The 16271-nt window shown below is 53.1% G+C and carries 17 protein-coding genes; 7 read left to right on the plus strand and 10 right to left on the minus strand.

What is annotated here, in order from left to right:
• Positions 1-251: 251 nt before the first annotated feature.
• Positions 252-482, plus strand: a complete 231-nt coding sequence (locus PsW64_RS27385; RefSeq protein WP_153042378.1) for a hypothetical protein — start codon at positions 252-254, stop codon at positions 480-482.
• A 12-nt stretch (positions 483-494) separates the two neighbouring features.
• Here PsW64_RS27385 and dprA read toward each other — a convergent pair whose 3' ends face one another.
• The 4 genes from dprA to PsW64_RS15370 all read right to left on the minus strand — a co-directional run bounded on the left by dprA (position 495) and on the right by PsW64_RS15370 (position 4713).
• Entirely contained in the window at positions 495-1688 is a 1194-nt protein-coding gene (gene dprA, locus PsW64_RS15355; protein ID WP_063304132.1) for a DNA-processing protein DprA, read from the minus strand.
• Positions 1689-1693: 5 nt separating this feature from the next.
• Complete coding sequence (gene plsY / locus PsW64_RS15360; RefSeq protein ID WP_063289430.1) at positions 1694-2311, minus strand: glycerol-3-phosphate 1-O-acyltransferase PlsY; 618 nt, start codon at positions 2309-2311, stop codon at positions 1694-1696.
• Between the two features lie 126 nt (positions 2312-2437).
• The gene (locus PsW64_RS15365) at positions 2438-3742 is read right to left on the minus strand and encodes a dihydroorotase (protein ID WP_063291713.1); all 1305 of its coding nucleotides are present in this window, start codon (positions 3740-3742) and stop codon (positions 2438-2440) included.
• Between the two features lie 11 nt (positions 3743-3753).
• Positions 3754-4713, minus strand: a complete 960-nt coding sequence (locus tag PsW64_RS15370) for an aspartate carbamoyltransferase catalytic subunit (RefSeq protein ID WP_082596876.1) — start codon at positions 4711-4713, stop codon at positions 3754-3756.
• 134 nt (positions 4714-4847) lie between these two features.
• Here PsW64_RS15370 and PsW64_RS15375 point away from each other — a divergent pair, with 134 nt between their 5' ends.
• Positions 4848-6503, plus strand: a complete 1656-nt coding sequence (locus PsW64_RS15375) for an acyl-CoA dehydrogenase family protein (RefSeq protein WP_082831130.1) — start codon at positions 4848-4850, stop codon at positions 6501-6503.
• Here PsW64_RS15375 and PsW64_RS15380 read toward each other — a convergent pair.
• Entirely contained in the window at positions 6488-7426 is a 939-nt protein-coding gene (locus PsW64_RS15380; protein ID WP_063304133.1) for an AEC family transporter, read from the minus strand. The two genes, PsW64_RS15375 and PsW64_RS15380, sit on opposite strands and share 16 nt — an antisense overlap.
• Positions 7427-7594: 168 nt before the next feature.
• Positions 7595-8092 (minus strand): Holliday junction resolvase RuvX, encoded by a 498-nt coding sequence (gene ruvX / locus PsW64_RS15385; protein WP_063289427.1) that lies wholly within the window; start codon positions 8090-8092, stop codon positions 7595-7597.
• A gap of 146 nt (positions 8093-8238) precedes the next feature.
• On the opposite strand from ruvX, the gene ung reads away from it, so the two are divergent.
• Positions 8239-8913: a uracil-DNA glycosylase gene (gene ung, locus PsW64_RS15390; RefSeq protein ID WP_063304134.1), complete on the plus strand. Its 675-nt coding sequence runs from the start codon at positions 8239-8241 to the stop codon at positions 8911-8913.
• 132 nt (positions 8914-9045) lie between these two features.
• Positions 9046-9783: a metal-dependent hydrolase gene (locus tag PsW64_RS15395; protein ID WP_063304135.1), complete on the plus strand. Its 738-nt coding sequence runs from the start codon at positions 9046-9048 to the stop codon at positions 9781-9783.
• 169 nt (positions 9784-9952) lie between these two features.
• On the opposite strand, the gene PsW64_RS15400 is transcribed toward PsW64_RS15395, so the two are convergent.
• The 4 genes from PsW64_RS15400 to PsW64_RS15415 all read right to left on the minus strand — a co-directional run bounded on the left by PsW64_RS15400 (position 9953) and on the right by PsW64_RS15415 (position 12999).
• Complete coding sequence (locus tag PsW64_RS15400; protein ID WP_057463358.1) at positions 9953-10426, minus strand: YHS domain-containing (seleno)protein; 474 nt, start codon at positions 10424-10426, stop codon at positions 9953-9955.
• 393 nt (positions 10427-10819) lie between these two features.
• Positions 10820-11293: a YHS domain-containing (seleno)protein gene (locus PsW64_RS15405; protein ID WP_057463357.1), complete on the minus strand. Its 474-nt coding sequence runs from the start codon at positions 11291-11293 to the stop codon at positions 10820-10822.
• 189 nt (positions 11294-11482) lie between these two features.
• Positions 11483-12034, minus strand: a complete 552-nt coding sequence (locus tag PsW64_RS15410) for a TetR/AcrR family transcriptional regulator (protein WP_063304136.1) — start codon at positions 12032-12034, stop codon at positions 11483-11485.
• Entirely contained in the window at positions 12034-12999 is a 966-nt protein-coding gene (locus PsW64_RS15415; RefSeq protein ID WP_063304137.1) for a GlxA family transcriptional regulator, read from the minus strand. Before PsW64_RS15415 ends, PsW64_RS15410 begins: the two co-directional genes overlap by 1 nt.
• Positions 13000-13080: 81 nt before the next feature.
• Here PsW64_RS15415 and PsW64_RS15420 point away from each other — a divergent pair, with 81 nt between their 5' ends.
• The 3 genes from PsW64_RS15420 to gatA all read left to right on the plus strand — a co-directional run bounded on the left by PsW64_RS15420 (position 13081) and on the right by gatA (position 16242).
• Complete coding sequence (locus PsW64_RS15420) at positions 13081-14298, plus strand: MFS transporter (protein WP_063304138.1); 1218 nt, start codon at positions 13081-13083, stop codon at positions 14296-14298.
• 147 nt (positions 14299-14445) lie between these two features.
• Positions 14446-14733: an Asp-tRNA(Asn)/Glu-tRNA(Gln) amidotransferase subunit GatC gene (gene gatC / locus PsW64_RS15425; RefSeq protein ID WP_057463353.1), complete on the plus strand. Its 288-nt coding sequence runs from the start codon at positions 14446-14448 to the stop codon at positions 14731-14733.
• A gap of 27 nt (positions 14734-14760) precedes the next feature.
• Entirely contained in the window at positions 14761-16242 is a 1482-nt protein-coding gene (gene gatA, locus PsW64_RS15430; protein ID WP_153040941.1) for an Asp-tRNA(Asn)/Glu-tRNA(Gln) amidotransferase subunit GatA, read from the plus strand.
• Positions 16243-16271: the final 29 nt, after the last annotated feature.

Consider the following 16271-nt stretch of genomic DNA (forward strand, 5'->3'; position numbering starts at 1 on the left):
AAATCAAAAACCGTTTTATGAGTCGAACCGACACAATCTCGGATGACTTCGCGGCTGTCAAATGGCCTTTTCAGATCAATTGGTCAAGAGCGGAAAAGCCACTCCCTTAATTTTCCTTGGGTCATATTTTGGTTGCGCTTGCTAATTTACGCAACCTAAGGTAATGGCTTTACTTGCTGTAACCCTCAGATTGCAAAGCGCTTTTTATCATCTGAGGCTTGTGTCATGGTTGCATAAGAAGGTTAAAAAGCTTGCGTAATTACCCGTTGCCGAAAAATGACAGAACAATCGAAACACGTGACGTAGCAGAGTACTGCGCCAAAATGTGTCGTGAATTGAGTGACATGGCGCGATCGCAGAGGCTCGACCTGCTGAGATACTTATTGCTTCTGGCTCAAAAAGAAGCGGAAGCTCAATCCGGTGGATTACCGGACCCTGTTGAGGTTGAGGGCTTGGATCTCGAAAACAACGAAACCGGCTAAGACGCAAAATTGTCACGCTCTGTCAGAATGTATCAAAGAAAGCTTGTTGGGTTTGTGCCGCTCCAAGCGTCCGGCCAGTTCGATCTCCAGCAGGATGAGTTGAAGTGTCTGTAAGGTGACACCGGTAAATCGCAGTAGCTCATCCTGATCTATGGGTGTCTCACTCAGTGCATCGATGACGGCCTGTCTGTCCTGTTCTTTGGCATTGAGTGGGTTTGAGGTCTCGTCTGCATCTGCCTGCTCCAATGCTGGCCAGCTCATAGCAGGATCATCAATCCCCTGATGAAGTGGCAGGGACATAGAGATTTTGGGTTCCATGATCTCCAGAATATCGTCAGTCGATTGAATGAGCGCAGCGCCTTGCTGAATTAGTTTATTGGCGCCGACTGACCGAGGATCCAATGGAGACCCCGGGACTGCCAATATCTCTCGGTTCTGTTCCAGTGCGTATCGGGCGGTGTGCAGAGATCCTGATTTTTCTGCGGCTTCAATTAAAATAACACCCAATGACATTCCTGAGATTAGGCGATTGCGGCGGGGAAAATCCCGAGCTCTCGGGTTCCAGCCCATGGGCATTTCGCTGATGGCTGCTCCGTTGGCTGCGATCATCTTTGCAAAAAGCTCCATATTTTCTTTTGGGTAGATGGTGTCGATGCCTCCGGCAAAGGCGGCGATGGTGCCAGACGTGAGAGCGGCCTGATGCGCTGCGCTGTCGATGCCTCGTGCCAGACCTGAGATGATGGTGAAGCCTTCTGCTGAAAGGTCTCCAGCCAGTTTTGCTGCAAACTTTGCTCCGGCGACCGAGCAATTGCGGGCGCCGATGATCGCAAGCGTCTTTTGCGTGCCGGTGAGCTCTTGTTGCAACGGCTCTCTGGCTCGAACTGCGAGCAGGGGGGGCGGTGCATCAATGTGTCTGAGAAGGGGAGGATAGGCGGTCTCACCCATGGCGACGAGGCGTGCGCCCATTTTATAGAGGGAGGCCAGTTCGGCTTCAGCTTTGTCCATAGAAAAAAGGCGATAAGTTTTCTTACCGCCTCTTCGGGATAGCTCTGGCAGGGCATCAAGTGCCGCTTGTGCTGAGCCAAAATGGTTGAAAAGCTCCCGGAATGTTCTTGGCCCGACATTCTCAGAGCGGATAAGGCGAAGCCACGCAAGCCGTTGGGTGTCACTTAGGTGTGGTGCCCGGCTTTTGGTGGCTGTCTCCATTTACATCATCCCTTGGAACCGATCTTGCTTTCCTTGCCTTTCAGCAGGCGGGCAATGTTCTCGTGATGTTTTGCCCATAGCAATATGCTGAGTAATCCCATCATTTGCGCAATTTGCCACTGATCGAAAGCCAGCAGAATAAAGGGAGTGACAAGACTTGCTACCAGTGCTGACAGGGATGAGAATTTGGTGATGTAGGCCGTCGCAATCCAGATAGCGATGAAGATGACGCCTACTGGCCAGAAGATGCCGAGCAGGATGCCGATGTAAGTAGCAACGCCTTTGCCGCCTTTGAATTTGAGCCAGACCGGGAAAAGGTGACCAAGGAACGCGCCTAGGCCTGCAATCAATGCTGCTTCACCGCCCATGTAAAGAGCTACAAGTACGACAGCAGCAGTGCCTTTGAGCGCGTCACACAGCAGAGTGAGGGCTGCGAGTTTCTTGCTGCCGGTGCGCAGGACGTTGGTGGTGCCAATGTTGCCGGATCCGATGTTTCGGATATCGCCGTGACCTGCCATTTTTGTAAAGAGCAGGCCAAACGGAATGGAGCCTAACAGGTAGCCAAAGGCCAATGCAGCCAGATAGTAGGGTAAATCAAGGGACCAGCTGATTGGATCAGGCACGGGTGTTCTCCAGTAGTTGAATATTAAAGCAGTATGCCTGTCCTCGCGGATGAGCATACTGCTTTAAAATTTTATCGTATCGCGTGCATTGTGCCAAAGCCTCGTGGGCTGGTTCAGAGCTACACGTTAAATTGCGTCGTGATCTAGGATGCCGCCTGCAACGATGGTTGTCAAAACCCGGCCTGTCAAAGTTTCGTCCTCAAAAGGGGTGTTCTTTGAGCGGGAGCGGATTTTATCTTTTTCTACGATCCATGGTTTTTGCGGGTCGAACACGATCAGGTCTGCTGGAGCGCCCTTTGAGAGGCGACCAGCAGGAAGACCAAGACGATCCGCTGGATTGCAGGTCATTGTTGCAAGCAGTTTGGAAAGTGAGATGTCCTCATTCAGAACGAGGCGCATTCCAGCTCCAAGCATTGTTTCAAGCCCTAAAGCACCATATTCGGCTTCTGCAAAGGGGTGACGCTTAGTTTCCACATCTTGTGGGTTGTGATCGGACATAATGATGTCGATTGTGCCATCTGCCAGTGCTTTCACCATGGCCTGACGATCATCTTCCGTGCGCAGCGGTGGCGACATCTTATGGAAGGTCCGGTAGGGGCCGATGTCGTTTTCGTTGAGCGTGAGATGATTGATGGAGATGCCTGCGGTGACATTGAGGCCGTCGTTCTTCGCTTTCTGGATGGCTTCAGCGCTTTGTGGGCAGGAGATCAGGCGTGCGTGATACTTGCCTTTTGCCATGGCAACGAGGCGCATGTCGCGTTCGATTGCGACGAACTCGGCTTCGCGTGGGATACCGCCCAGACCCAGCCATGAGGCCCGCAGACCTGCATTCATGACGCCGGAGCCTGCCAGATCCTTATCCTGTGCCTGATGAACCACCAGTGCGTCGAAGTCGCGAGCGTAGGTCAGCAGACGGACCAGAACGGAGGAGTTGGTGATTGGCAGTCTGTCATTGGAAAAGGCGATGGCGCCGGCTTCCTTGAGCAGGCCAATCTCGCTCATGTCCTTGCCAGCCAGGCCCTTGGTGAGGGCGGCCATCGGGTGCACGTTGACGATCGCTGTGTCGCGGGCGCGGCGGAGCATGAAGTCCACCAGTGCAGGATCATCAATCACCGGGTCCGTGTTGGGGCTGGTGAGGATGGTGGTTACACCGCCAACGGCTGCTGCACGGCTGGCGCTCTCCAGCGTTTCGCGGTGTTCTGCACCGGGTTCGCCCACGCTGACACCCATGTCGATGAGGCCGGGCGCAACGACGGCACCGTGGCAATCAACGGTCTTTGCGCCATCGGGAGCGCCCTGATTGAGAGCTTCTGCGCCGGCGGCGAGGATGGTGCCGTCCTGCACAATCACTGCACCTGCTTCATCAACATTGTTTGCTGGGTCGATGATGCGAGCGTTTGTCAGGACCAGCGGGTTTACATTCTTGTACATGCGCGTGTCCTCTAGTTGTTGTCAGGAAGGTTTTGAGCAAGAGCTTCAAGCACTGCCATGCGTATGGCAACGCCCATCTCCACTTGCTCGCGGATCAGACTTTGCGGACCATCTGCGACTTCTGCTGAAATCTCAACACCACGGTTCATAGGGCCGGGGTGCATGACCAGAGCATCAGGTTTGGCGTAGGAGAGTTTTTCGGAGTCCAGGCCGTGGTATCGGAAATACTCACGAACAGATGGTACAAAGGCACCGCTCATACGTTCGCGTTGCAAACGCAGCATCATGACGATGTCGCAGCCTTTTAGTCCTTCGCGCATGTCTGTGAATACTTCGACGCCCATACTATGAATACCAGAGGGCAGTAGTGTAGAGGGAGCTATGACACGCACGCGGGCTCCCATGTTGGAGAGAAGGATGATGTTGGAGCGTGCGACGCGGGAGTGGCGGATGTCGCCGCAGATGGCTACTGTCAGGCCGCCGAGGGTTCCTTTGTGGCGGCGGATGGTCAAGGCATCCAGCAGAGCCTGAGTTGGGTGCTCGTGAGGGCCGTCGCCGGCGTTGACGACCGCGCAGCCGACTTTGCGGGCCAGCAGGTGGACTGCTCCAGCGGCGTGGTGGCGAACAACCAGCAAATCAGGGCGCATGGCGTTCAGGGTTGCTGCGGTGTCGATCAGGGTTTCACCCTTTTTCACCGAAGAGGTGGAGACCGACATGTTCATAACATCCGCGCCCAGGCGCTTGCCTGCAAGCTCAAAGGAAGATTGGGTGCGGGTGGAAGCCTCAAAGAAGAGGTTGATTTGCGTTCGCCCACGCAGAACAGCTTTCTGCTTTTCTACCTGTCTGGAGACTTCGACGGCTTCGTCGGCAAGGTCCAAAAGGTAATTAATGTGGGGAGGCTGCAATCCCTCGATACCGAGGAGATGGCGATGCGGGAACGCTGAGGATCGATGTGTGGTTTTCTTGCTCATCGAAGACCCTTCTATAGGCAGAAACACCGAGTTCGTAAAGAGCTCAACAGATGTATAGTTTTTATTGTGCAAATCGCAGTTGCAACGTGCGCGCTAACCTATCAAAATCGCTGGGGCAACTCGCGGGAGGAAAAATGGATAAAGTTTCACAAGCCACTATGACGACAGGGGTAATTAATCAGGCCCCGCCATATTGTGGGTATAACCTTGCCGAGAGTGATCCAATTCTCCTTGCTGATCTGGGTGGCACGGGCTCCAACGATTCTGCACGGGAGGAGCTTATCAAGTTTGGTGAGCAGTGTGGAGCCGCAGATGCACTGGATCTGGGGAGACTGGCAAATGTTAATGAACCGGTGCTGAAAACACACGATCCGTATGGTCGCCGTCTTGATGTTGTCGAATTTCACCCGTCCTACCATGCGCTGATGCGCCGCTCGTTTGAAGCTGGCCTGCACAGTGCGTCTGTTGAGTCCATGGAGCCGGGTGGTGAGCGTGCGTTTTATAATCGTGCGCGCAAGTATTTCGTGATGAGTCAGGTGGAAGGTGGGCACCTTTGCCCCGTGACCATGACCAACGCGTCTGCCATGGCTCTTACTCAGGCCCCTGAACTTGCCAAGGTGTGGAATGAGCGCATCCTGAGCCGCAAGTATGATCAACGTTTCCGCCCTGCCAGCCAGAAGATGGGTGCGAGCCTTGGCATGGGCATGACGGAGAAGCAGGGTGGGTCCGACTTGCGTCAGATCATCACTCGCGCTGAAAAAGTTTCTGACGACACTTATGTGATCAATGGTCATAAGTGGTTCTTCTCTGCACCAATGTGTGATGCGTTCCTCGTGCTGGCCAAGTTGGAAGAGGGGCCAACCTGTTTCCTCGTACCGCGTATCTTGGAAACCGGCGAAGTGAATGGACTGGACTTCCAGCGCCTGAAAAACAAGCTGGGTAACAAGTCCAATGCCTCTTCCGAGGTTGAGTTTAACAATGCTGTTGGCTTCCTTGTCGGGGACGTGGGTAAGGGCATCAAGACCATTTTGAAAATGGTGACACCTACCCGTGTGGACTGTTGTATTGGGTCTTCTGCCCTGATGCGGGCTGCGATTTCCAGAGCGGTTCATCACACCTCCAACCGCAGTGCATTTGGGGCTCGTCTTATTGAGAAGCCACTGATGCAGCGGGTTCTTGCGGATATGTCTCTTGATATGGCTGCAAGTGAGGCACTGGCGCTGAAACTGTCGCATTGCATGGATTTGGAAGGTGAAGACAGCCAGGCCGCTGACTTCCTGCGGATCATCACACCTGCTGCAAAATACTGGATCTGCAAGAGTGCAGAGAACGTTGCGGCTGAGGCGATGGAGTGTCTGGGTGGCAACGGGTACGTGGAAGATCACGACATGGCTCGTATCTACCGTGAAGCCCCAGTCAACAGCATCTGGGAAGGCTCAGGCAACATCATGGCGCTGGATTTGCTGCGGGCTATGCACCGTACTCCAGACAGCTTCATGAATGTGCTTGGCATGCTGGAAGCTGATCTTGGTCCTGCCGGCAAGGTGTCTGTTGAAGTGTTGCAGGCTGCAGCACGGACGTGTCTGGAAGATGAGGGTGGTGCCCGGTTGCTGACTGAACAGCTGGCGATCACAGCTGCAGCTGCTGCGCTGAAAGAAGTTGCTCCTCCAGCGATTGCCAATGCGTTTATTGAGACCCGTATGGCAGGTCAGTGGCGTTCAAGCTACGGCATGCTGGATGCACGCTATGACGCCAAGGGGATCCTTGAGTGGCTTTACCCGATCAAGTAGGCCACGACCAATAACCACGTCGGAATAGTGATTGCGGCGGCGACTGTCTGAAGGGTCAGAATTTCGGCCATCAACTTGGCGTCGCCGCCCATTTTCCTCGCCAGAACAAAACTTGCCCCTGCTGCCGGAACAGAAAACACCAGTGTGACGATGGTTGCCGAGATTTCGTCAAGCCCAAGTGCGAGCGCGAAACTCAATGCGATGCCCGGTGCAAGTACGTTGCGCAAAAGCAGAGCTGTTGTAAGCGCTGGGCCCGGGCGACGCAACGCTCCTAAGTCCAAAGCTGCACCGACGCACAGAACTGCAATTGGTAGGGCTGCACTTCCCAAAAATGTCAGATAGTTTGCAATAACTTCCGGGATATAGCCACCGGAGGCGTTGATGAGGCCTCCTGCTGCAACGCTGATGATGAAAGGGTTCTTGATCAACTCTTTTGCAAGTGTTTTTGGCGAGGGGACAGACCCTCCTGCATAGATCGATAGCACAATAACGCAGAGCAGGTTTGCTGCCGGGATCATGATTGCCATGATGACCGCCACCAGCGCCACTCCTTCCTCTCCAAAACTATTGGCTGCGATTGCCATGGCGACAAAACCATTCCAACGCACAACACCTTGAAAAATGGAAGTGAAGCGCGGACCTTCGATTGCAAACTTCTGTTTTAGAAAGGGTTGCAGGACGAGGCACAGAATGGCCAGAAGCGAGAAGGTTCCCAGTACGGATAGGGTGATTTCCATGACAGGCATTGCCGAGAAATCTGAGGTGCCCACGTTGATCAGGATGATCGCAGGGAACAATACCCAATAGGCCAGATCTTCCATACCGCTCCAGCGCTCTCTTGGGATGAGATTGCGGTGACGGAGGAACCATCCTGTGGCTGTGAGGAGCAAGACAGAAATGATGGCTGACAGGGCAGAGAACATGCTTATGCTTTTCAGGCTGTTGCACAGACAAGGATGTGTCTTTGCAAGTGGATGGACAAACAGCGCATTGAGGCGCGTATCCGTCTATTCACGTAGCCTGAAAAAAGCAGAGTGGTAAAGCGCAGGGCGCCTTAAATTTTCTCAAGTGTTGTTGCTTGAGAGCTGGACCTACTCGTCCTCAAAGAGAGAGGTGCCGCCATAGTTGATGCGGTCCAGGAAGCCCTGCAGGATGTAGGAGGCAGCCATCTTGTCGACCAGCTCAGCTCGGCGGGCGCGGGAACGGTCTGCTTCGATAAGTGTGCGTGTGACCGCAGCGGTGGAGAGACGCTCGTCCCAGTAGGTGATTGGGATTTCCGTTTTCTGGGCAAGGTTGCGCACAAATGCGCGGGTCGCCTGACAGCGCGGACCCTCGGTGCCATCCATGTTGAGCGGCAGGCCGATCACGAGGCCAAAGACACTGTGTTCCTTACAAAGATCCAGCAGACGTTCGACATCCTGCGTGAACTTCTTGCGCTTGATGGTCTCCAGCGGAGATGCAATCTGCCGACCTGAATCAGTTAGCGCCAGACCAATGGTCTTGCTGCCAAGATCGATACCGATCAGGCGGTCGTCATCATAAAGCGCGTCGCAGAAATCTTCGAGAGAAAGTGAGGGATCATTTGCCATGGCGGCGGGTTAGCACGGCTTGAGAGCAACGCCAAGCAGGTAATCTATATTTTTCTCGGGGACATGCTGTTTCCTGCTGAACTGTGCGATGGCTGTTCTGATAAAGGTTAGGGGGCAAGACGATTGAGCAGGTGGATATAGGCGTGATGCAAGTGCAGTTTGAAGAGGGATGGCAGGGCATTCTGGCTCCTGAAATGGATAAACCCTACTTTCAGAAACTCCAGGCCTTTCTGGATGCTGAGGAAGCGGAAGGTAAGTCCATTTATCCTCCGACAGCTGACTGCTACGCTGCCTTTAATGCAGCTGCTCTGAGTGAGGTGCGTGTCGTCATTCTTGGGCAGGATCCCTACCACGGGGAAGGGCAGGCACATGGACTTTCTTTCTCAGTTCGCAAAGGCGTGAAACTACCGCCGTCGCTTCGCAATATCTACAAGGAGTTGGAGAGTGACCTTGGCTTAGCGCCAGCAACTCATGGGTGTTTAGCGCATTGGGCGGAGCAGGGTGTTTTGCTGCTCAACACGTCTTTGAGTGTGGAGGAAGCCAAGGCCGGGTCTCATGCCAAGAAGGGGTGGGCGCCGTTTACAGATGCTGCGATCAAGGGCTTGTCCGAAGCACGAGAGCATCTGGTGTTTATCCTTTGGGGCGCGCATGCACAGAAGAAGCTGGATCTGATTGATGAGAGTAAGCATCTGGTTTTGATGAGTGCCCATCCATCGCCGTTGTCGGCACGGCGCGGCTTTATCGGGTCGGCTCCATTTTCCAAAACCAATGCCTACTTGAAAGAACATGGCATTGCAGAGATTGACTGGAAGATCTCCTAGGGCATTACCGGAGTTTTGCCTGTGCCCGGTTACATTTAAGGGTTGTGTAACCAAATTCCTACTAGTTTAGATAATATTTTAGATATCACGGATGTGCCGCGTTTCGGCGCTCCGCATTGGGGGATTGGTAGTATGGATTTACAGTTTCTGGGCCATTCTGCTTTTAAGGTTTACATTCCCGGGGCAACGCTTCTGATTGACCCGTTCTTGTCTGGCAATCCGAGCTTTCCGGCAGAGATGAGTGTGGAGCAGGTGAGTGAAGGTGTTGATCATGTTCTGCTGACCCACGGCCACGACGATCATGTGGGCGATACCATCGATATCTTGAAAGTGACTGGTGCAACGCTTACGGCGAACTGGGAAATCTGTATGTGGGCGCAGGACAAAGGTATTGAGAAGATCAATCCTATGAACCATGGCGGCTGCGTGAACATGGGGGCGTTTGGTGTGGCGCTGACCAATGCGGTGCACAGTTCAGCCTGTTCGTTTGATAGTGAAGGCAGCGTTGCGGACGTGTATCTGGGTAATCCGGCGGGCGTTGTGGTGATGGCTGAGGATGAGCCAACATTGTTACATATGGGCGATACGGACATCTTCTCTGACATGGAGCTGATCAACGAGATTTATCGGCCTCAGATTGGGATTGTGCCGATCGGGGATCGGTTCACCATGGGCGCTCGCACCGCATCAATGGCATGTCAGAGGTTCTTTGAGTTCCAGACCATCATTCCGTGTCACTACGGTACCTTCCCAATTTTAGACCAAAGCGCGGATCAGTTTACCGAATGCATGGAGGATGATGCATTTCGGGTGGCAAAGCTGAAGCCAGGGGAGACGGTGACAGTCCATAACAGTGTTGCAGCTTCATAGCTGCATTGATTTTTGTCACTGAAACAAGAAAAGGCCTCAGCATGAACTGAGGCCTTTTAAGTTTGAAAGGGACACATTCCGCGTTTTTTTGCTTTCACCGCGGGAGCTACGCTTAGTTGGGGGCACGCGTAGCTTGAGTAGCCTTCAAGGGAGCTTGGGTGGGGTTCGCTTAAAGGTCTGCTTCTGGCGTGTGTATGATTGTTGGCCAGTTTTCATTTGCCCGGGCGATGGAAGCGTTCGGGTCTTTCAGGAAGTGACGCTGGGCTCCTGCATGGGCATTCAGGTAAAGTTTGCCGTCAACGATCTTCCATTGTTCTGGCTGGATCGGAATTTTTACTCCGAAGCTCACACCAGTTGCACACCAACCGCCATACTGAGGCGCGTACTTGGTTGGATCCTTTTTGAACTTGTCGAGATTTTCAGCGGAAGAGAACAGCCACGTCACATCCTGATACTGCGTGGAATACTCTTTTTTGCCTGGAACTGGCTTGCCTTGTGTGAAGTAAGCGACCGGATCAGTTCCTTTGATTGCGTAGCCTTCTTCAACGAAGTTGGTTACGTCATCGGCCATTGCCGTCATCGGAACAGTTACAAGTGCTGACAGTGCTAGTCCAACTGCAAGAACTGAAGATTTGATCGGCATGGGCAACTCCTTCGGACTGATCGTTGAAGCCAAGTCTGGCTTGTTCTGTTTACCAGTTGATTATGGGGAACCACTGGTTTTTATCTATGTTCTGAAAACACTATGCGTGAATACTTATCTTAAGGCCAATAACGCTTCATCACCGTTTTGAGAACTGGTTGTGAGGGCGTGGATTGCTCGCTGCAAAATACACATGAAAAGGCGTAACTCGTTGTAGATGCAGTGTTAGTCTTTTCGGTATTGGCTTTGAAGGGACGTGCGTCTGAAACGAAAGAAAGCCGCAGATTTCTGCGGCTTTCTCTAGGGCTCAATGCATATGCCACCATGAGATTTGGGGAGATGTCGGAATAGGCGCTAGGCATCGCCTATTGCGGCATATGCACTGAAGGAAACTTAGAGTTTGTCTGCTGGTACGTCGCGGATCTCAACCCAGTTTGTGTCTGCGTTGGTGATCGTTTCGATTGTGCGGGACTGCATGCGCTTTACTGCACCATCGTGTGCGTTGAGGTAGAGCTTGCCGTCGACGATGTCCCAAAGCTCAGGCTTGGTTTCCAGCTTGCTGCCGAAGGACGCACCAACTGCACACCAGCCACCGTACTGCGGAGCGAACTTTGCTGGTTCTGCAACGAACTTGTCACGGTTTTCAGCGCTGGAGAATTTCCAGGTTACGCCGTCGTACTGAGCGGTAAATTCAGCTTTACCCTGAACAGGCTTGTTTTGTGTGAAGTATGCAACAGGATCGGTGCCACCAATCGCATAACCACCAGAGGTGTAGGTCGAGATTTCATCAGCGAAAGCGCCGAATGTGCTTGCGGACAGGGCAGCACCTGCAATGGCTGCTGCAACAGCGATAGATTTGATTTTCATTATATTACCCTCAATGAAACAATGAACTTCGCCAGACAAACAAAGCCAGGTCAGGAAGAATGCTTTGTTTGTTCGACAACCTCGGCCCGCGGAAATTGCCCGTTCTTGCGAGGCCCAATCTTCTTGCCCTAAGAGGGTGTACAAGTGCCAATCAAGTGTCTTCACCAAGAGGAGAGCGGCTTTGATTTTTTATGATCGGCTTGTAATGCTCTGAATTAACTCGGTAATTTCCCGTAGTACCGGTTTTCTCCTGCGAACGAGGCTGGTGAAAAACACAAAACCGAGAAGTTGGTCGATGCTTGTCTCCATGGTTGCAGTGGTATTCCAGTAAACGAAAACCTGTCTGAAGTGCGTGCGCTGTTCGCCTTCTATGAGGGAAAGTTCCTCCGCTAACGAAGGCTCTGAGAGCAGAGCGAGCCATGCAGTGCCTAACGGAGTGTCGTACAGGGCGTTGAGGATGCCTGAGGTAGCGTCCTGCAGGTCATTATGAAAAGAAGACATGCCGGGGTAGATGGGGGGAACCTGGCGGAACCCGTAGCGCAGGGCTTCGAGAGCCAGACCTGCTTTGTTTGGCCAGCGGCGATACAACGCTTGTTTGGACGTGCCTGCTGTCTGCGCAATTTGCTGGGTTGAGGTGCCGTGATAGCCATCCGTTGCCAGTGCTTTGAGCGTTGTAGTCAGAATCAGGCGGGTGAGTTCGTTGTTTTGTGGGCGGCCTCTTGGTGTGGTCGGCTCAGGCATCAGGAAAACCTCTCCGCATACTCAGAGGGTGTGATGCCAAAGTTTCGCTGGAAGGCACGGCGTAGATTTTGGATATGCCCGAAACCGGACAAGTGAGCTGCCTGCTTGATGGAGCTGCGTTTGAGAAGGGCTGTTCTGGCAAGATCCAACCGAAGACGCTCTACGAACTGAGCTGGGGTTGCGCCAATATCTTCTTTCAGGCGGCGGTGCAGGGTGCGCGTGGAGACACCAGCTGATTTTGCCATGTTCTCGATGGTCCAGTCTGCTTCCGGCTCTGACAAAATGATCTCCGAGAGTTTGGCGATGTTGGATTGACCGGCGGCTTGCAGGGAAAGGGCGGAGGAGAACTGGGCTTGTCCTCCATTGCGGCGCAGGTAGACCACCAGCTCCTGCGCGGTCTTCAGTGAGATCGCAGCTCCCAGATCTTGCTCGATGAGGTGCAAGGTCAGGTCGATGCCTGCAGTGACACCTGCAGAGCTGTAGACATTGCCTGCATTGACGAAGAGTTGGTTGAGCTGCCAGTTCACATTGGGGAATTCTGTTTGTGCTGTTGAGGCGCGGCTCCAATGGGTGCTGGCTTGCTTGCCATCTAAAATGCCAGCGTCTGCCAAAATAAGTGCGCCGGAGCAGATGGAGATGATGCGCTCTCCGTTCGTTCTTGCCGCGGCTTTTTGAAGAAGCGAGCGAAGGGTATTGCTGCCCAGCTCTTTATCGACACGTCCTCCGGGGATGAGAAGATCAGCGGCTGGGTTCCAGTCGGATATCTTGCCATCAACGGCGATTTTGATCCCGGGCTGGGTTTCTACCGGCTGGCCATCAACAGAGAGAATCCTGAGCTTATACTTGGGATGATAACTGTCTGCCGTCCAGAAAGCCTGCATCGGGCCTGCCAGATCCAGAAGGTTGATCCCATGATACACGAGTGCATCTATATGACGGTAATGCTCGATTTGTGTGTTTGGCATGATTTGAAGCTTGAATGTCCTAACTGCCAATTGTTGTAGGGGGTAATCTCAAGGAGGTCAAAGTTTCTTCGAGGAATAATAATGAGATTTTCAAAGGTAGCGGAGCCGGGGACTGCCTATAGGGCGCGCAATTTTCCGCTCATTTTGATTGCAACAGCAATCCTTTCTATGAAGATGCCTATTTTGATTGCGATCAGTGCTCTGGCAGGGTCTTATCTTGCACCCCACCCCACCATGGCAACTGTGCCGCTTGCCTTGCAGATGTTTGGTAACTTTCTGTTTGCTACACCAATCTCGCTGTTTATGGGGCGGTATGGGCGTCGGAACGGGATATTGTTGGGTGTAGTCCTGAGCATTATCGGTTCGTTGCTCTGCGTTTATGCGCTTTATTCCAATCAGTTTGTCGTGTTGCTTGTTGGACATGTGCTTTTAGGCATTGCCACGGCGGCCTACACTTTTATGCGGTTTGCTGCGTCTGATAGCGCCAGCGAAAAGTGGAAGCCCATGGCGATCTCGCTGAGCATGTCTATGGGGTTGCTCTCTGCGCTGCTTGGCCCAAGCCTTGTTGGTGTGGTGAAAGATTTCGGCGGAGTCATTCCGTTTGTGGGCAGTTATCTGGCGTTGGCGGGTGTTGCCGTTGTTGGGGTGCTGCCTGTGCTTGGTTTGAGCCTGCCGCCGGCTTTGAAGAAAGACCAGACTAACAAAGGGTTTGTTGCGTCCTTGAAGGTGCTGCGCCGACCAGCGGTCTGGAGTGCGACAGCGTGTGCCGGGCTCTCTTTTGGTTTCATGACTATGCAGATGTCTCCGACACCGCTTGCGATGGACTATTGTGGGTTTTCTGTTGGTCAATCCAGCGATGTAATCCGCTGGCATTTGGTTGCCATGTTTGGTCCGAGCTTTGTTACTGGCTTTATCATCCGCCGGATTGGAACGACCTCGGTCATGGTGCTGGGTTTGTTGATGCTTGCTGGGGCAGGTGTAATTGGTGCGCTGAGTGTTGAGATTTGGGCCTTCTATGTGGCTTTGATCCTGCTGGGTGTTGGCTGGAACTTTGGTTTTATCGGCTCGACGTCTCGTTTGGTTGAGGTTGTTGCACCTGAAGATGCGCCGCTTGCTCAAGGAGCCAATGATTCAGTCGTGGCGTTGGTTTCGGCAATCTGTGCGCTTTCAACGGGCATTTTGCTTAGTACTGTTGGTTGGGCAGGGCTTTCACTCTCGGCACTTCCCCTATTGCTGGGTCTGGCGTTGTGGTTGGTGGTGTCGGGTGTGCGTGGCAGATCTTTGGAATATGCTTCTTAGTAATCGGTACTGAATGGTTCCGTAATATTGAGAATATGAGGGATGAACAGCAGGGCAGTGATTGTTCTGCTGTTTTTTTGCGTTTATAGCTCTTTGCCATGAATTCGAGGCGGGCAGTCTTTTGCCCCCGTAATTTCGGAGTGAAACATGTCGGTTGATCTAAACACCGTAAAACGTGTTGCCGGTCTGGCGCGCATCAAGGTTGATGACGCGCAGGCGGAGAAAATGACTGGTGAGCTGAACACGATCCTTGGTTTTGTTGAGCAGCTGGATGAGGTGAATGTTGACGGCGTTGAGCCAATGACCTCTGTGGTTGAAACCACCATGAAGAAGCGGGCTGACGGCCAGAGCGATGGCGGTTATGCGGACAAGATCGTTTCTAACGCGCCAGTGCATGAAGACAACTTCTTCACCGTGCCTAAAGTTGTTGAATAAGCGCCCGATTTCACAAGGATAATGACTGTGTCTGATCTTACCAAACTGACGATCGCAGAGGCGCGCGATAAGCTTGCTGCCCGCGATTTTACTGCAACTGAACTGACTGAGAGCTACCTCGGTGCCATCGAGTCCGGTAATGAGGCGCTGAACGCTTATATTGCTGTGACGGGCGATATTGCCCGAGAGCAGGCCAAAGCGTCTGACGCAAAAATCGCTGCTGGCGAAGCGCGTCCGCTGGAAGGCATTCCTCTCGGCATCAAAGACCTTTACGCGACGAAGGGTGTTCACACTCAGGCGTGTTCTCACATCCTCGATGGCTTTAAGCCAGAGTATGAGTCCACTGTCACACAGAACCTGTTTGATGACGGTGCTGTGATGCTGGGCAAGTTGAACATGGATGAGTTCGCGATGGGCTCTTCCAACGAGACTTCCTTCTATGGTGACGTTGTGAACCCTTGGCGCCGCAATGGCACTGAGACTGCACTGGTTCCTGGTGGGTCTTCCGGTGGTTCCGCTTCAGCGGTTGCTGCTCATCTTTGTGCAGCGGCGACAGCGTCTGATACCGGTGGTTCCATCCGCCAGCCTGCTGCGCTGACCGGTACTGTTGGCATCAAACCAACATATGGCCGTTGTTCTCGTTGGGGTATGGTTGCGTTTGCGTCCTCTTTGGATCAGGCTGGCCCGATTGGCCGCACTGTGCGTGACAACGCGATCCTGCTGAAGTCCATGGCTTCTGTTGATGCGAAAGACACCACTTCTGTTGATGCGCCTGTGCCGAACTATGAAGATTTCATCGGCAAATCCATCAAGGGCATGAAGATCGGTATTCCTAAAGAGTACCACATGGACGGTATTCCAGAGGAGATTGAAGCACTCTGGCAGCAGGGTATTGCATGGCTGAAGGAAGCTGGCGCTGAGATCGTCGAGATTTCTCTGCCACACACCAAATACGCTTTGCCTGCTTATTACATCGTGGCTCCAGCGGAAGCGTCTTCCAACCTGGCGCGTTATGATGGTGTTCGTTACGGTCTGCGTGTACCAGGCAACGACATTGTAGAGATGTATGAGAACACTCGTGCAGCTGGCTTTGGTGATGAAGTGAAGCGCCGCGTGATGATCGGCACCTACGTTCTGTCTGCAGGTTATTACGATGCGTACTACCTGAAAGCGCAGAAGGTTCGTACCCTGATCAAGCAGGACTTTGACAATGCATGGGCGGACGGTGTGGATGCAATCCTGACACCGACCACGCCAGATGCAGCGTTTGCTCCGGGCGAGATCACTGATCCAGTGACCATGTACATGAATGACGTGTTCACTGTGACTGCCAACATGGCTGGTGTTCCGGGCATGTCCATCCCAGCTGGCCTCAACAAAGACGGCCTGCCACTGGGCCTGCAGCTGATCGGTAAACCATTCGACGAAGGCACCCTGTTCCAGGTTGGTGAAGTGATTGAGCAAGCCGCTGGCCGCTTCGAACCTTCCGCCAACTGGTGGAGCAAGTAAGCCTCAGCGCTGCTGCTATGAAATGAGAG

This window comes from Pseudovibrio sp. W64, from assembly GCF_001623145.1.
Taxonomy (GTDB): domain Bacteria; phylum Pseudomonadota; class Alphaproteobacteria; order Rhizobiales; family Stappiaceae; genus Pseudovibrio.

Bases quoted from the DNA above. Each gene is read 5' to 3' on its own strand.
- PsW64_RS15415 (WP_063304137.1), bottom strand. From the start codon at position 12,999: ATGCCAAACACACAAATCGAGCATTACCGTCATATAGATGCACTCGTG.
- ung (WP_063304134.1), top strand. From the start codon at position 8,239: ATGCAAGTGCAGTTTGAAGAGGGATGGCAGGGCATTCTGGCTCCTGAA.
- ruvX (WP_063289427.1), bottom strand. From the start codon at position 8,092: ATGGCAAATGATCCCTCACTTTCTCTCGAAGATTTCTGCGACGCGCTT.
- PsW64_RS15410 (WP_063304136.1), bottom strand. From the start codon at position 12,034: ATGCCTGAGCCGACCACACCAAGAGGCCGCCCACAAAACAACGAACTC.
- PsW64_RS15405 (WP_057463357.1), bottom strand. From the start codon at position 11,293: ATGAAAATCAAATCTATCGCTGTTGCAGCAGCCATTGCAGGTGCTGCC.
- gatC (WP_057463353.1), top strand. From the start codon at position 14,446: ATGTCGGTTGATCTAAACACCGTAAAACGTGTTGCCGGTCTGGCGCGC.
- PsW64_RS15420 (WP_063304138.1), top strand. From the start codon at position 13,081: ATGAGATTTTCAAAGGTAGCGGAGCCGGGGACTGCCTATAGGGCGCGC.
- dprA (WP_063304132.1), bottom strand. From the start codon at position 1,688: ATGGAGACAGCCACCAAAAGCCGGGCACCACACCTAAGTGACACCCAA.
- PsW64_RS15370 (WP_082596876.1), bottom strand. From the start codon at position 4,713: ATGAGCAAGAAAACCACACATCGATCCTCAGCGTTCCCGCATCGCCAT.
- PsW64_RS15395 (WP_063304135.1), top strand. From the start codon at position 9,046: ATGGATTTACAGTTTCTGGGCCATTCTGCTTTTAAGGTTTACATTCCC.
- PsW64_RS15365 (WP_063291713.1), bottom strand. From the start codon at position 3,742: ATGTACAAGAATGTAAACCCGCTGGTCCTGACAAACGCTCGCATCATC.
- PsW64_RS15380 (WP_063304133.1), bottom strand. From the start codon at position 7,426: ATGTTCTCTGCCCTGTCAGCCATCATTTCTGTCTTGCTCCTCACAGCC.
- PsW64_RS15400 (WP_057463358.1), bottom strand. From the start codon at position 10,426: ATGCCGATCAAATCTTCAGTTCTTGCAGTTGGACTAGCACTGTCAGCA.
- PsW64_RS15375 (WP_082831130.1), top strand. From the start codon at position 4,848: ATGGATAAAGTTTCACAAGCCACTATGACGACAGGGGTAATTAATCAG.